This window comes from Streptomyces venezuelae (assembly GCF_008642335.1).
In the GTDB taxonomy this organism is placed as follows: domain Bacteria; phylum Actinomycetota; class Actinomycetes; order Streptomycetales; family Streptomycetaceae; genus Streptomyces; species Streptomyces venezuelae_F.
Window position 1 is genome coordinate 660,955 of record NZ_CP029191.1, and the last position, 14,771, is coordinate 675,725.

Sequence of the window (14,771 nt, forward strand, 5' to 3'; positions counted from 1 at the left end):
TCATGTCGTGTCCACCGTGCGGTGTCGATCATGTCGTGCCGATGGAGGTTTTGCCCCGCACGGAGTATCCATGCGCGCATGACGGACCACGACACGGAGGGCGGGCCCGGCGGGCCGCCCGGACTGCCCCCGCCTCCCCCGCTGGGCGCGGCCGCGCTGCCGCCGGGCACGTACGACGGGACGGTCGTCCTCGTCACGGGTGGCGGGACGGGGCTCGGCAAGGCCGTCGCCGCCGAGTTCGCGCGGCTGGGCGCCGACCTGGTGATCGCGAGCCGCAGGGAGGACCGGCTCAGGGCGGCACGGGACGAACTGGCCGCGCTGGGCGGGCGCGTGACCGCCGCGGTCTGCGACGTCCGGGACGCCGAGCGCGTCGCCGAGGTCTTCGACGCGGCGCAGGCGGCGTACGGCCTGCCGGGGGTGCTGGTGAACAACGCCGCCGCCAACTTCCCCGTGCCCGCCGAGGACATGTCGCCGGGCGCCTGGCGCGCGGTCGTGGACATCACGCTCACGGGCACGTTCCTGATGACGCGCGAGTTCGGCCGACGTCATCTGGCGGCGGGCACCCCCGGCTCCGTCATCGACATCGGGGCGTCGTACGCGTGGACGGGCGGCCCCGGGTTCGCGCACAGCGCGGCGGCCAAGGCGGGGGTGAAGAGCCTGGTCGAGACCTTGGCGGTGGAGTGGGGGCCGTACGGCATCCAGGTCAACGGTCTTGTGCCGGGGCTGATGCCGCACGACGACATGACCGCCGACATCCGCGGCAACCTGGACCCGGCCGGACCACTGGCCGCCCGCCAGCCCGCCCTGCGCGTCGGCCTGCCGCGCGAACTGGGCTGGGCCGCCACGTTCCTGGCCTCCCCGTACGCCCGCTTCATCACGGGCCACACGCTGGTGGCCGACGGCGCGAACTGGCAACGCAGGGGACTGGTCGGTTCGCCGGTGGTGACGGTGCGGGAGCAGATGGGGCGGGCGGCGTTCGACGGTGGCGCTACTTCCCCTCGAACCGCGCAGGACGGCCCGCCGCCTTCGCCGCGTACCCCTCCCGGGAGTCGTCCGACGTGAGCGTGAGCGCCGCGTTCATCGCGACGCGGTCGAGGGCTTCCGTCATCCCCGCGTCGGCGTACGCGTCGATGCCGCGCTTGATGCCCCGCACGGCGAGCGGCGCGTTCGCCGCGATCTCCGCCGCCACGGCCCGGGACGCCTCGCTCAACTCCGCGACCGGCACGACCTGTTGGAGGAGGCGCAGGCGTTCCGCCGTGGGCGCGTCGATCCGGCGGCCGGTGAGGGCGAGCAGCTTCGCCCAGCCCGCGCCCGCCTCACGGGCGATGCGCAGGTCGCCGCCCGCGTCCACGGCGACGCCGATGCCCGCCTCGGGCAGCGCGAAGACCGCGTCGTCCGCCGCGATCCGTACGTCCGCCATGAGCGCCAGCTCGAAGCCGAAGCCCAGGCAGTACCCCTGGACGGCCGCGACGACCGGCTGCGGGAGCCCCGCGAAGGCACGGAACCGCTCGTGCGCCCAGCGCAGCCCCTCGTAGTAGTGCTGGGTGCGCTCGGCGCCGGAGCGGCCGGTGATCGCGCCGCCCGGCGCCGTGACGTCGATGCCCGCGCAGAACGCCCGGCCCTCGGCGCGCAGCAGCACCGCCCTGATGGAACCGTCGAAGCGGATCCGGTCGGCGAACAGGCCGAGCTGGCGGGTGGATTCCCAGCTCCACGCGTTGAGCTTGCGCGGCCGGCAGAGGGTGAGGATGCCGAGTCCGTCCTCGACGTCGAGGCGCAGCCGCTCCTCGCCCTCCGGGATGTCCGTGCCGATGGTGTCGATCACGCGCGCAGGTTACGCGCACCGGCTCAACGACTGAAGACCTCGAACGCCACCGCGGGCTTCCCTCCGAACCGCGACGCCAGGGACTGCGCGTTGCCCGTCAGGAACGTACGGCAGTACTTCTCGGGGTCCTCGTCCGTCAACGCCTCGATGTATGTGCGGTGTTCGAGGAGCGAGGCGACCGAGCGCTCCAGACCCGCCGTCGCGTCCGCGGCGTGCGTGGGCGTCGACGAACCGGCGACGGCGACCCACCGCACGCCGTTCCACGGCTCGAGGCCCTGCTCTTCGATGAGCTCCGGGAAGATCCAGCGGTTGCCCGCGTCCGCCGCGGCGTCCAGCGTGGCACGGCCGACGGCCACGTGGTCGGGGGTGTTCCAGGCGACGCCGCCCCAGGTGTCGCGGTGGTTGAGCGTGATGACCAGCTCGGGGCGGTGCCTGCGGATCGCGGCGGCGATATCGCGGCGCAGCGCCGTGCCGTACTCGACGACGCCGTCCTTGTGGTCGAGGAACTCCACGGTGTCGACGCCGACGACGGCGGCGCTGGCGCGCTGCTCCCGCTCGCGCAGCGGTCCGCAGGTGGCGGGGTCGAGCGTGTCGATGCCGGCCTCGCCCCGGGTGGCCAGGAGGTACGCGACCTCCCGGCCGCCGTCGGTCCAGCCCGCGACGGCCGCCGCGCACCCGTACTCCAGATCGTCCGGGTGGGCGACGACGGCGAGCGCGCGCCGCCAGTCCTCGGGCATGGGGGTGAGCTGGTCGGCGTGGGCGGCTGAACTCTGCGGCTCGGTCATGATTCCCAGCCTATCCCCGGCGTCGGACAACGGGCCGAGCGGCAAACCGGAGTTGGGGGCTCCTCACACCTCGCCGCGCACGAGCGCGAGCAGCCGGTCGAGCACACGCGGTCCGCTCACGCGCAGCCCGTCGTGCTCGTACTCGTCGGTGACCCAGGTGCGCAGGCCCCGGATGGTGCGGGCGGTGCGCAGGGAGTGCTCCGTGTCGACGTACAGGTCGTCGTGGTAGATCGCGGCTGCGGCGGGCACCTCGTTCGCGGCGAGGCGCGCGGTGTCGTACAGGCGCGGCCAGTCGGTGCGCTCGGCGAGGAGGTCGGCGGTCTCGCGCAGGGGGCGCAGTGCCGGGTCGCTGTCGAACATCCAGTGCTGCACGGCCTCTCCGGTGAAGAGCAGCGGGGCGTCGCCCGCCAGGGTCTTCGCCGGGTCGAACTGCGGGAACTCGCCGCGCATCCGCTCGGCGGACCAGGCGGTGGGCCGCCCGCCCTGGCCGTAGATCGCCTCGTGCAGGACGGCGAAGAGCGGGTTGCCCGCGTACGAGAGGGCCGTCCGCATGTTCTCCAGGAAGGCGTCGGAGAGCGCGGGCCCGGCCGGGGTGGGCACGAAGGCGTCCTCCAGGAGGTAGTGGAGGCGGTGGCTGCCGTCGCCCGTGCCGAGGAGCATGCCGAGGGACTGGAAGGCCGGGACGGTCAGCCGGTAGCCGCCCCCCAGGACCGTGTCGTGCTCGGCGAGGTGGGCGGCGATGCGGCGGGCGCGCTCGACGTCCTGGGGGTAGCGGGCGTAGTGCGCGGTGGTCTTGCGCTCCATGCGCGGGTAGGCCGCGCGGTACACGTCGTCGGCGTGACCGTCGAGGGCGGGCAGGCCGCCGGTGATCAGGGCGGCGGTGAGGCCCTCGGGCGCCGACGACAGGTAGTGGGTGGCGCAGAAGCCGCCGAAGCTCTGCCCGAGGACGGTCCAGGGGGCGCCGCCGGTCACCTCCGGGCGGATCGCCTCGCAGTCGCGGACGATGGAGTCGGCGCGGAAATGGGCGAGGTAGTCGGCCTGTTCGCGGGGGCCGCCGCGCAGTGGGAGGGTCTGGCGGTTGGCGGGCGTGGAGCTGCCGGTGCCGCGCTGGTCGACGAGGAGGACGCGGTAGTCCTGGAGGGCGCGGGCGAGCCAGGACTCCGCGCCGCTGAAGCGGGTGGCGCCGAAGCCAGGACCGCCCTGGAGGTAGACCAGCCACGGCCGGTCGGCGCCGCCGCGCGACGCCGAGACCGCTTCACGCGCGAAGACCTCGATCCGCTCCCCCGCCGGGTCGTCGTGGTCGAGCGGCACGCTGAAGCGGCGGTCGGTGAGTACGACTCCAGGCTGACGGTACGAGAGGGTCACGGGAGCTCCTGGCGATGCGGCGGATCACTGTCTACGTAGGGCCAGTCCAGCACACACGTCCGGCCGGAGGGCTGCCGGGTACGCTGCATCCATCCGATGACCGACTGGGAGGAGCCCGCGATGCGTGTCGCTCTTTTCCTGACCTGCGTCAACGACACGCTGTATCCGGATACGGGTCGGGCAGTGGTGAAATTGCTGACCAGGCTGGGAGTTGACGTCGACTTCCCGATGGCGCAGACCTGCTGCGGGCAGGCGCACTACAACACCGGGTACCGGCATCAGGCCGAGCCGCTGGCGCGGCATTTCTCCGATGTCTTCGGTTCCGACGCGTACGACGCGATCGTGACGCCGTCGGGGTCGTGCGGGGCGATGGTGCGGGAACTGTACCCGCGCATGGGTGAGCGGGCCCGTGCGGAGGGCAGGGGCGACGGTCTGGCGCGGACGGTCGCCCCGGTGGTCCCGAAGACGTACGAACTCACGGAGTTCCTGGTCGACGTCCTCGGTGTCACCGATGTGGGCGCGTACTACCCGCACACGGTGACGTACCACCCGACCTGTCACGGGCTGCGCGCGCTGGGGCTCGCCGACCGGCCCACCCGGCTCCTGCGGGCGGTGGAGGGGCTGGAGTTGGTCGAGCTGCCCGGTGCCGATGAGTGCTGCGGGTTCGGCGGCACCTTCGCCGTGAAGAACGCCGACGTCTCGGCGGCGATGGGCGCCGACAAGGTGCGCAACGCCGAGTCGACGGGCGCCGAGGTGCTGTGCGCGGCGGACAACTCCTGCCTGATGCACATCGGCGGCACGATGGCGCGGCTGCGCACGGCCGTGCGTCCCGTGCACATCGCGGAGATCCTGGCCAGTACGGAAGAGGAGCCCCTGTCATGAGCGGCGGGACCTTCGTCGGCATGCCCGCGTTCCCGGCGGCCGCGCGGGAGGCGGTCGGCGACGCCACGCTGCGGGCCAACCTGCGGCACGCCACGCACACGATCCGCGACAAGCGCGCCCGCGCCGTCGCCGAGCTGTCCGACTGGGACCGGCTGCGCGAGGCGGGGAAGCGCATCAAGGACCACACGCTGCGCCACCTGGACCACTACCTCGTGCGGCTGGAGGAGTCCGTCGAGCGGGCGGGCGGCACCGTGCACTGGGCGGCCGACGCCGAGGAGGCGAACCGCATCGTCGCCGACCTGGTCAGGGCCACCGGCGAGACGGAGGTCGTCAAGGTCAAGTCGATGGCCACGCAGGAGATCGGCCTCAACGAAGCCCTGGAGGCCGAAGGCATCCGCGCCTACGAGACCGACCTCGCCGAGCTCATCGTGCAGCTCGGCCACGACCGCCCCTCGCACATCCTGGTGCCCGCCATCCACCGCAACCGCGGCGAGATCCGTGACATCTTCCGGAAGGAGATGGGCCACTGGGGGCGTCCGGCGCCGGACGGCCTCACCGACACCCCGGCCGAGCTGGCCGAGGCGGCGCGGCTGCACCTGCGGGAGAAGTTCCTGCGCGCCAAGGTGGGGATCTCCGGCGCGAACTTCATGGTCGCCGAGACCGGCACGCTCGTGGTCGTCGAGTCGGAGGGCAACGGCCGGATGTGCCTCACGCTCCCCGAGACGCTGATCTCCGTCGTCGGCATCGAGAAGGTCGTTCCGGCCTGGCGCGACCTGGAGGTGTTCCTCCAGACCCTCCCGCGCTCCTCGACGGCCGAGCGCATGAACCCGTACACGTCGATGTGGACCGGCACGACCGACCAGGACGGCCCGAGCGCGTTCCACCTCGTCCTGCTCGACAACGGCCGCACCGACACCCTCGCCGACGAGGTGGGCCGCCAGGCGCTGCGCTGCATCCGCTGCTCGGCGTGTCTCAACGTCTGCCCGGTGTACGAGCGGGCGGGCGGGCACGCGTACGGCTCGGTCTACCCGGGTCCGATCGGCGCGATCCTCAGCCCGCAGCTCCGGGGCACCGGGAGCGACATCGACGCCTCGTTGCCGTACGCGTCCTCGCTCTGCGGGGCCTGCTACGAAGTGTGCCCTGTGGCCATCGACATCCCCGAGGTCCTCGTGCACCTGCGGGAGCGGGTCGTGCAGGGCGGCGAGGCGACGCGGGGCGGCAACAGGGTGACGCTGAGGCCCGCCAAGGGGCATGCGGCGGAGCGGGCGGCGATGCGCGCGGCGGGTCTCGCGTTCGCCCGGCCGGGTGCGCTCCGCGCGGGTCAGCGTCTGGCGTCGCGGACCCGGCGGCTCCATCCGCGCACGCTCCCCGGGCCCGGCAGGGCGTGGAGCGCGACGCGGGAGCTGCCGGAGGTGCCGGCCGAGCCGTTCCGGGACTGGTGGCGGCGCACGCGGGGCGGCAACAGCGGCGGCACGACGGAAGGGAGCGACCGGTGAGCGCCAGGGACCGGGTTCTGGGGCGGGTGCGGCGCGCGCTCGCCGACGTGCGGGCCGACGACGTACCGGCCGACGACCTCGCGTACGAACAGGCGGTGGACCGCGGGTACGCGCGCGAGCACGGCGAGCGGACCGTCACCGAGACCGTGGACCTGCTCGCGGAGAACCTCGCCGACTACCGCGCGATCGTGCACCGCTGCACGGAGGACGAGGTGTCGGACCTGTTGATGCGGCTGTACGCGGAGCGCGGTGCCGAGACCGTGCTCGTGCCGCCGGAGCTGCCGCCGCACTGGCTGGCGGCCGCCGACCCCGTGCGCGTCCACGACCGGGCGGCGAGCACCCCGCACGATCTCGACCGGGTCGACAGCGTCATCACGGGGTGCGCCCTCGCGATCGCCGAGACCGGCACGATCGTGCTCGACGGCTCCCCGGACCAGGGCCGGCGCCGCATCACCCTGGTGCCGGACCACCACGTCTGTGTCGTCCGGGTGCCCGGCCAGGTCGTCGCCTCGGTGCCGCAGGCCCTCGAACGGCTCGATCCGCTGCGGCCGCTGACCTGGATCTCGGGCCCCTCCGCGACCAGCGACATCGAGCTGGACCGCGTCGAGGGGGTGCACGGGCCGCGCACCCTCGAGGTGGTGTTGATGAGCGGTGAGTGACGGGCGCGGCTAGCGTGAGGGCATGATCCGGTTCGAGCAGGTGACCAAGCGCTATCCGGACGGCACGACGGCCGTGGACGACCTCTCCTTCGAGGTCGCCGAGGGCGAACTGGTCACGCTCGTCGGCCCCTCGGGCTGCGGCAAGACCACCACGATGATGATGGTGAACCGGCTCATCGAACCGACGTCGGGCCGCATCTTCGTGAACGGCGAGGACATCGCCGACGTCGACCCGGTGCGCCTGCGCCGCCGTATCGGCTACGTCATCCAGCAGGTCGGCCTCTTCCCGCACCGCACGATCCTCGACAACACGGCGACCGTCCCCGCCCTGGTCGGCTGGAAGAAGGCGAAGGCGCGGGCGCGCGCGGCTGAGCTGCTCGAGCTGGTGGGCCTGGACCCGAAGACGTACGGCTCCCGGTACCCCGAACAGCTCTCCGGCGGCCAGCGCCAGCGCGTCGGCGTGGCCAGGGCGCTCGCCGCGGACCCGCCCGTGCTGCTGATGGACGAGCCGTTCGGCGCCGTCGACCCGGTGGTGCGCGAGCAGTTGCAGGACGAGTTCCTGCGGATGCAGGCCGCGGTCCGCAAGACGGTGCTCCTGGTCACGCACGACATCGAGGAGGCGGTCAGGCTCGGCGACCGGATCGCGGTGTACGGGCAGGGGCGCATCGAGCAGTTCGACACGCCGGGGGCGGTGCTCGGGGCGCCCGAGACGCCGTACGTCGCCGAGTTCGTGGGCGCCGACCGGGGGCTGAAGCGGCTCTCCGTCACCGAGATCCAGACCGACGACCTGGAGCAGCCGCCGCTCGCCCGGCTCGACGAGCCCGCGGCGCAGGCCGCGGCCCGACTGCGCGAGGAGGAGGCGCGGTGGGCCGTCGTGCTCGACACGGACGGCGATCTGCACGGCTGGGTGGGCCTGGACGAGCTGGCGCTGGCCGGCGCCGGTGGCACGGTCGGCGACCTGGCGCACCGCATGAAGTCCTGGGTGCCGGTCGGCGCCCCGCTCAAGCAGGCGTTCGGCGTGATGCTGCAGCACGACGCGGGCTGGGTCGCGGTGCTCGACGGCGCGCGCTTCCTGGGCGTCCTGACCCCGGCCAAACTCCACGAGGCGCTGCGCCGCTCGGTGGACGCGGACGCGCAGGGCGTGGCGAGGGATCAGGTGGAGTTCGATTCGGTGGCCGACGCGTAGGAGCGCCCGGCAGGGGCGCGGGGGACTGCGCGACCAGCCACGAAGCACTCGCACGGGTAAGCGCTCAGAGCAGCCCCTTCTTCTCCAGGTACGCCCGTGCGACGTCCTGCGGCAACCGCCGCCAGCTGTCGACCTGTTCGTTCAGCGACGCCAGGTCCTCCGTCGTGAGCACGGGCCCAAGGCGCCCCAGCGCGGCCGCGACGCCCTCGCTGCCCGCTCGGGAGCGGTTGACGACGGGCACCAGGTAGTCGGCGTTCTGCAGGTTCTTGTCGTCCTTGAGGAGGACCAGGCCGAAGTCGTCGAGGGTCGCGTCCGTGGAGGTGGTGAGCACCATCTGGTCCTGGCCGCCCTGGACGGCCTTCTTGGCCTGGGTCGTGCCGACGCCCTTGGGATCGACTCCGGTGATGTCGATGCCGTACACCTTCTTCAGGCCCGGGGCGCAGTAGGGGCGCTGCACGCATTCGTCGCCCGCGGCGAGCCGTACCCTCAGGCCCGATCTGCCGAGGTCGCTGAGGGTCTCGAGCTGGTGCTGCTCGGCGTAGGAGGCGGCGACGGCGAACGCGTTCTGGTCGACGGCCTTGCCGGGGTCGAGGACGGTGAGGCCGCGCGGGGCGGCGAGGCGGCGCAGGGCCTTCATGGTCGCGTCGAGGTCGGGTGAGCCGACGGGCCGCGCGTCGGCGCCGTTCTTCTTGGCGTTGAGCCAGTCGGCGAAGGTCGCCGCGTACTCGGGGACGACGTCGATCTGGCCGGACTCCAGGGCGGGTTCGTACAGCTCGCGGTTGGCGACGGACAGGATGCGCGTGCTGTAGCCCGCCTTGTTCAGGAGCAGCGTGTACATCTGGGCGAGCAGGTCGGACTCGGTGAAGCCCGCGGAGCCGACGACGAGGCTCTTGCTGTCGCCGGGCGGCCCGGTGACCTCGCCCCTGGTCTCCAGGGAGGGGCCGGTGGCACAGCCGCCGAGGAGCAGCAGGGCGGTGGCGCCGGCGATCCCCGTACGGCGCCTCATCCGGCCCTCCCCCTGTTCCGCGCCCACCCGGGCGCGCACCGTTCGGCCACCTCGAAGGCGCCCTCGACGAGCAGGGCGAACACGGCGACGAGGATGGCGCCGGCCACGACCTGCGGGGTGCTCGCCAGGTTGAAGCCGGCCGTGATGATCCGGCCGAGTCCGCCGCCGCCCGCGAGCGCGGCGATGGTGGCGGTGGCGACGAGCTGCACGGCCGCGATGCGGATGCCGCTGAGCACCAGCGGCAGGGCGAGCGGCAGTTCGACCCGCCACAGCATCTGCCCTCCGGTCATGCCCATGCCGCGGGCCGCCTGGACGACGCTGCGGTCGACGCCGCGCATGCCGACGTACGCGTTGGTGAGCAGTGGCGGTACGGCGAACAGGACGAGCGCGACGACGGTCGGGCCCTCGCCCCACGTGCCGAGCGGGGTGAGGAGCAGCAGGACGAGGACGGCGAAGGTGGGGACGGCGCGGCCGACGTTGGAGATGTTCACGGCGAGCGCGCCGCCCTTGCCGAGGTGGCCGAGGACGAGGGCGACGGGCAGCGCGATGAGGCAGCTGAGCAGCAGGCAGACGACGGTGAGGACGAGGTGCTGGGTGAGCCGGTGCCAGATGCCGTCGTCGCCGGCCCAGTGCGCCGAGTCGGTGAGCCACGACCAGGCGTCGCCGAGTGTCTTCATGGGCGTGCCGCTCTCGTCGCCCGTTCCCAGGGGGTGAGGACGCGTTGCACGCCGAGCAGCAGCAGGTCGGCGGCGACGGCGATGACGACGCAGAGCACGGACGCGGTGAGCACCTGTGCTTTGAAGTAGGTGTTCATGCCGGTGTAGATGAGGTTGCCGAGGCCGCCGAAGCCGACGATCGCGCCGATGGTGACGAGGGAGACCGCGGAGACCGTGGCGATGCGCAGTCCGGCCATGGCGGCGGGCAGCGCGAGCGGGAGTTCGACCGTGAGCAGGAGGCGGATCGGGCCGTAGCCCATGCCGCGGGCGGCCTGCCGGGTGTCCTCGGGGACGGCGCGCAGCCCGGCGAGGATGTTCCGCACGAGCAGGGTGAGCGAGTAGAGGACGAGGCCCGCGACGACGAGGGAGGGGGAGAGTCCGTACACCGGGAGCAGCAGCGAGAACATCGCGAGCGAGGGGATCGTGTACAGGACGGTGGTGAGCGCGAGGACCGGGCCCGCGGCCCACCCCCAGCGGCGGGCGAGCACGGCGAGCGGCACGGCGACGACGAGCGCGATCAGGACGGAGAGCGACGTCAGCTGCAGGTGCTGCACGACCGCGTCGAGCAGGATCTGGCGGCGGGTGCTCAGGTACTCACCGCAGATCCACTCGTTGCGCGCGAGGCAGTCGTCGGGAGGCGCTGTCACCCGTCCATTCAAGGCGCGGGTGCGGGGGGTCGGCGCGTTCTGGTGACCCGTACGGGTCGGGGTGGCGCCGTGTCCTGCAAAGGTGTTCAGCCGGTTACGCCCCGCGCCGCCCTCCCTGTCTGCGCCCGCAGTGCGTCGACCGCGATGCGGGACGCCGTGCCGATGACCGCGTCGGCCGCGGGGAGGATCGCCGCGGTGCTCGCGGCGCGGGTGAAGACGGCTACGGCGTAGCGGCCGCCGTCGGGGTATTCGACGACGCCGACTTCGTTGCGGAGCGTGGGGAGGCTGCCGGTCTTGCCCGCGACGTGGACGTCGTCGAACGGGAAGCCCGACGCCATCCGGTGCGGCCAGACCTGGAGGCCGAGGAGGCGGCGCAGGGCGGGGCCGTGTGGGGGGGCGCAGGCCTCGTCCCGCCAGACGGCGGCGAGGAGGCGGGTCATGTCGCGCGGGGTGCTGTGGTTGCCGCGGGCGGGGTCGAGGGCCCGGAGCCGGGCGATGACGTGGGGATCGGTGAGGGCCTGCGCGCCGCCGGGCCCCGCGTCCTCCTTCATCGTGGCGAGGAGTTCACCGAAGGTGTGCGTCGCGTGCGTGCGGTCCAGGCCGAGCGCGGCGGTGGTCGCGTTGACGGCGTCCAGGCCGACGCGGGCGAGGAGGAGGTCGGCGGCGGTGTTGTCGCTGACGGCCATCATCAGGAAGGCGATGTCGCGCAGGGACATGCGGACGGGGTCGAGCATGGCGGATAGGCCGGTGGGTCCCGGCGTACGCAGGTCCGCGGGGCACTCGACCTGCTCGGTGAGGTCCAACGCCCCGGCCGCGGCCCGCTGGTGGAGCGTGACGAGCAGGCAGAGCTTGTGCACGCTGGCGGTGACGACCGGCTGGTCGGCGCCGAAGTCGACGTCCGCGCCGGTGTCGATGTCGACGGCGTGCAGCCTGCCCGTGACACCGGCTCGGACGAACGTGTCGCGCAGGAGGCCCTGGGTGCTGCTCACAGGTAGTACTCCGCTGCCGGGCGCAGGTGGACGGGGCGCGAGGGCAGGTCGGTGGTCACCGCGGCAGTTTTCCACATGGCGTGCGTGGTGGCGTCGGCGAAGGCGGTGACGGCGGCGTCGCTGCGCCCCTGCGGCCACGCCACCGAGCTGCGCAGGGCCAGCGGCGCGCCGGCCAGCGGGCGCCACACGATCTCTGGGTCGTCGGCGGGGGCGTCGACGGCTCCGTCGGCGGAGCGGGTTTCGCGCGGCCGGAAGGCCACGGAGCCGGCGGAGCGGATGAGCCCGCGGATGAAGCTGGGGCCCTGGCCGTGCCGGATGGCGGCGGGCGTGTAGCCGTTGCGGGCGCAGGTGGTGAGCAGGTCGTCGTGGAGGGCGGGCGCGTTGGCGCGCGGGAAGAGGATCAGGTCGTGGTCGGCGAGGGCGCTCAGCGGCACTTCGCCGAGGGCGGCGGCGGGGGCGTCGCGCGGCAGCAGTACGCCCAGTTCGCGCCGGAGGACGGGGCCGAGGCCGAGGCCCGTGACGTCGCAGGGGTGGTGGATGAGCCCGACGTCGAGGTCGTGCGAGGCGAACCGGGCGAGCTGCTCCGAGGTGGACAGTTCGTGCAGTTCCAGTTCGACGTCCGCGTGCCGCCGCCGGAAGTCCGCCAGGATCTCGGCGACGGTCTCCCCGGCGATGTCGGGCGGCAGCGCGGCGCGCAGCAGTCCGGCGTCGCCGTCCCGGATGCGGCGGCTGGTGGCCATGAGCGCCTCGGCGCGGGCCAGCAGTTCGCGGGCCTCGTCGAGGAGGAGCATCCCGCCCTTGGTGATCGTCACCTGTCGGCTGTTGCGCTCGAAGAGCCGGACCCCGAGCTCACGCTCCAGTCGCTGGATGCGCTGGGACAGCGGCGGCTGAGCCGTGCCGAGCCGGGCGGCGGCACGGCCGAAATGTGACTCTTCTGCAACAGCCACGAAGCACCGGAGATGCAGGATCAGGTCCACGAGCAGGAACGATATCGCGGATTAATCATTACGCACTCCATATCCATCTTGGACACATCGGCCGCGAACCTGTTCTGCTCGGCCCATGAACAGGACAATGCGGCACATAGCCGTCTTCTGCGGGGTCCTCGTGCTGTCCTTGCTGGTACGGGCCACGTGGGTGCAGTTCGCCCGCGCCGACAGCCTCGCCGAGCACAAGAAGAACCGGCGGGTGCAGATCGACACGTTCAGCGCTCCGCGCGGTGACATCGTCGTCGGCGGCAAGCCGATCACCGGTTCCGTGGCGACGCCGGGCTCGGACCTCAAGTACAAGCGCACCTTCAAGGAAGGTCCGATGTACGCGCCGATCACGGGCTACTTCTCGCAGGCCCAGGGCGCGACGTTCCTCGAAGGCGTCGAGAACGACCTCCTGAGCGGCAAGGACCGCAGGCTCCTCGGCAGCCCCCTGGATGTCCTGACCAGGGAGAAGCCGCGGCCCGGCGATGTCGTCACCACCATCGACCCCAAGGCGCAGAAGGCCGCCTACAAGGGGCTGACGGATCTCGACGCGAAGGGCGCCGTGGTCGCCATCGACCCACGCTCCGGCAAGATCCTCGCGATGGCGAGCACTCCCTCGTACGACCCGTCGGTCTTCGCCGGAATCTCCGGCAAGGAGAGCGAGGCCTTCAAGGAACTCGACCGCCGCAAGGACAAACCGCTGAACAACCGGGCGACGCGCGAGACCTACCCTCCCGGCTCCACCTTCAAGATCCTCACCGCCGCCGCGGCCCTTGAGCACGGCACGGTGACCGACATCGACGCCCCGTCCGGCGCCAGAGCGCCGTACCGGCTGCCGCTCAGCAGCACGGAGATCGGCAACGTCGTACCCAATTCGATGTGCGACAAGGTGTCGATGAAGACCGCGATGCAGTGGTCGTGCAACAACGTCTTCCTGGACGCGGCGCTGAAGACCGGCAAGGACAGGATGCGGGAGACCGCCGAGAAGTTCGGGTTCAACAAGGAGCAGTTCACGCCCGTGCGGTCGGCGGCGAGCGCCTACCCGAAGGAACTGGACAAGCCGCAGACCGCGCTGACCGGCATGGGCCAGGGCAGCGTGACCAGTACGCCCCTGCAGATGGCCATGACCGTCGCGGGGCTCGCCAACGACGGCAAGGTGATGAAGCCGTACATGGTGGACGAGCTGCGCGGCCCCGACCTGTCGGTGATCGAGAAGGCCGAGCCCGAGGTGCTCGACCGCGCCGTCTCCGTGGACACGGCGAAGAAGGTGCAGGCCATGATGGAGCACACGGTGACGGACGGCACGGCGGACAAGGTGCGGATGCGGGGCGTCACCGTGGGCGGCAAGCCGGGCACCGCGCAGCACGGCGCGGATGTGCGCGACGAGCGTCCGTACGCGTGGTTCGTCTCCTACGCCAAGCAGGCGGACGGCACATCACCGGTGGCGGTCGCGGTGCTGGTCGACCCCGAGGACATGGACATCTCCCGCTCCGAGATCGCGGGCGGCAGGCTGGGGGCGCCGATCGCGAAGGCGGTCATGGAGGCGGTGCTCAAGCGCTAGCCGGGACGTCAACTTCCCTCCGATCACGGCTGGTTCATGGCTGAGGCGGGACCGCAGGCGAGTCACCCCGGGTGACAGTCGCGACCCGACCCACCATGATGGGTGGGTCATGGAGACTTCGGGACCGACGCCGCGCTCCCGGCCGCGCCACGGTCACAGGACCGTCGCGCCGCCGGGAGCGGCGGCATGGTCGGCCCCGGCACGTCCGGCGTCGCGGTCCGTCACCCTCTCGCTGACGGGCACCCTCTTCGCCGTCGCCGCCTACCACCTCGTGCTCGGACCCGTGCCCGGGTGGGACGCGCGGACGGTCGCCGCCGCGGTCCTGTTCCACGCCGCGCTGTCGCTCCGCCGCACCCCGCCGCAGGACGAGGCCCGCCGCACCCGGTGGGCCGCGGTCCGTGAGCGGTGGAGCCCGGACACCCGCGCCCCCGCGCCGGCCACCGCGCCCCGCCCACTCGGCGGCGGCTCCCTCACCAGGACCCTGCGCCTCCTCTGGGCGTTCCTGGCGCGACTGCTGCGCCCGTTCCGCACACCGCGGGCCCTCGCGCCACCACCCCCGGCGGCAACGCACCGTCCGGCGCGCCCGGCCCGCGCGCTCCCTCTCGCCCTCCTCCTCGCGGACGCACTGGTACGGCGGGGCCCTCCGGCCCGCCCGCCGCTCACCGTCTGACCCGGCCCCCGGC

At 72.8% G+C, this 14,771-nt stretch carries 15 protein-coding genes; 7 read left to right on the plus strand and 8 right to left on the minus strand.

Annotation, left to right across the window (positions count from 1 at the left end):
- Positions 1 to 78 precede the first annotated feature (78 nt).
- Entirely contained in the window at positions 79 to 1,062 is a 984-nt protein-coding gene (locus DEJ49_RS02920; protein WP_150182231.1) for an SDR family oxidoreductase, read from the plus strand.
- Here DEJ49_RS02920 and DEJ49_RS02925 read toward each other — a convergent pair.
- The 3 genes from DEJ49_RS02925 to DEJ49_RS02935 form a co-directional block, all read right to left on the minus strand.
- Positions 989 to 1,822: an enoyl-CoA hydratase/isomerase family protein gene (locus tag DEJ49_RS02925; protein WP_150182232.1), complete on the minus strand. Its 834-nt coding sequence runs from the start codon at positions 1,820 to 1,822 to the stop codon at positions 989 to 991. The two genes, DEJ49_RS02920 and DEJ49_RS02925, sit on opposite strands and share 74 nt — an antisense overlap.
- Positions 1,823 to 1,845: 23 nt before the next feature.
- Positions 1,846 to 2,607: a PIG-L deacetylase family protein gene (locus tag DEJ49_RS02930; RefSeq protein ID WP_150182233.1), complete on the minus strand. Its 762-nt coding sequence runs from the start codon at positions 2,605 to 2,607 to the stop codon at positions 1,846 to 1,848.
- A 63-nt stretch (positions 2,608 to 2,670) separates the two neighbouring features.
- Complete coding sequence (locus DEJ49_RS02935; RefSeq protein ID WP_150182234.1) at positions 2,671 to 3,972, minus strand: alpha/beta fold hydrolase; 1,302 nt, start codon at positions 3,970 to 3,972, stop codon at positions 2,671 to 2,673.
- Between the two features lie 120 nt (positions 3,973 to 4,092).
- On the opposite strand from DEJ49_RS02935, the gene DEJ49_RS02940 reads away from it, so the two are divergent.
- Genes DEJ49_RS02940 through DEJ49_RS02955 form a run of 4 tightly spaced genes read left to right on the plus strand, consistent with a single transcriptional unit; the run spans position 4,093 to position 8,195 of the window.
- The gene (locus DEJ49_RS02940) at positions 4,093 to 4,854 is read left to right on the plus strand and encodes a (Fe-S)-binding protein (RefSeq protein ID WP_150182235.1); all 762 of its coding nucleotides are present in this window, start codon (positions 4,093 to 4,095) and stop codon (positions 4,852 to 4,854) included.
- Positions 4,851 to 6,350, plus strand: a complete 1,500-nt coding sequence (locus DEJ49_RS02945) for a LutB/LldF family L-lactate oxidation iron-sulfur protein (protein WP_150182236.1) — start codon at positions 4,851 to 4,853, stop codon at positions 6,348 to 6,350. The genes DEJ49_RS02940 and DEJ49_RS02945 overlap by 4 nt, the downstream gene beginning before the upstream one ends.
- Positions 6,347 to 7,009, plus strand: coding sequence for a lactate utilization protein C (locus tag DEJ49_RS02950; RefSeq protein ID WP_150182237.1), 663 nt, complete (start codon positions 6,347 to 6,349; stop codon positions 7,007 to 7,009). The genes DEJ49_RS02945 and DEJ49_RS02950 overlap by 4 nt, the downstream gene beginning before the upstream one ends.
- A gap of 22 nt (positions 7,010 to 7,031) precedes the next feature.
- On the plus strand, positions 7,032 to 8,195 hold the full coding sequence (locus DEJ49_RS02955) for a betaine/proline/choline family ABC transporter ATP-binding protein (RefSeq protein WP_150182238.1): 1,164 nt from the start codon (positions 7,032 to 7,034) through the stop codon (positions 8,193 to 8,195).
- 64 nt (positions 8,196 to 8,259) lie between these two features.
- Here the strand turns inward: DEJ49_RS02955 and DEJ49_RS02960 are convergent, their stop codons facing one another.
- From DEJ49_RS02960 to DEJ49_RS02980, 5 genes are all read right to left on the minus strand, one after another.
- A complete protein-coding gene (locus DEJ49_RS02960; RefSeq protein WP_150182239.1) occupies positions 8,260 to 9,201 on the minus strand; it encodes an ABC transporter substrate-binding protein in 942 nt (313 codons plus the stop codon).
- Positions 9,198 to 9,878: an ABC transporter permease gene (locus DEJ49_RS02965; protein WP_150182240.1), complete on the minus strand. Its 681-nt coding sequence runs from the start codon at positions 9,876 to 9,878 to the stop codon at positions 9,198 to 9,200. Before DEJ49_RS02965 ends, DEJ49_RS02960 begins: the two co-directional genes overlap by 4 nt.
- A complete protein-coding gene (locus DEJ49_RS02970) occupies positions 9,875 to 10,564 on the minus strand; it encodes an ABC transporter permease (protein WP_150182241.1) in 690 nt (229 codons plus the stop codon). The genes DEJ49_RS02965 and DEJ49_RS02970 overlap by 4 nt, the downstream gene beginning before the upstream one ends.
- Before the next feature lie 86 nt (positions 10,565 to 10,650).
- Positions 10,651 to 11,553 (minus strand): serine hydrolase, encoded by a 903-nt coding sequence (locus DEJ49_RS02975; RefSeq protein ID WP_150182242.1) that lies wholly within the window; start codon positions 11,551 to 11,553, stop codon positions 10,651 to 10,653.
- Positions 11,550 to 12,500, minus strand: a complete 951-nt coding sequence (locus tag DEJ49_RS02980) for a LysR family transcriptional regulator (RefSeq protein ID WP_223832698.1) — start codon at positions 12,498 to 12,500, stop codon at positions 11,550 to 11,552. Before DEJ49_RS02980 ends, DEJ49_RS02975 begins: the two co-directional genes overlap by 4 nt.
- Positions 12,501 to 12,615: 115 nt before the next feature.
- Here DEJ49_RS02980 and DEJ49_RS02985 point away from each other — a divergent pair, with 115 nt between their 5' ends.
- Entirely contained in the window at positions 12,616 to 14,088 is a 1,473-nt protein-coding gene (locus tag DEJ49_RS02985; protein ID WP_150182244.1) for a peptidoglycan D,D-transpeptidase FtsI family protein, read from the plus strand.
- A gap of 109 nt (positions 14,089 to 14,197) precedes the next feature.
- Entirely contained in the window at positions 14,198 to 14,758 is a 561-nt protein-coding gene (locus DEJ49_RS02990; RefSeq protein WP_150182245.1) for a hypothetical protein, read from the plus strand.
- The last annotated feature ends 13 nt before the right edge of the window (positions 14,759 to 14,771 follow it).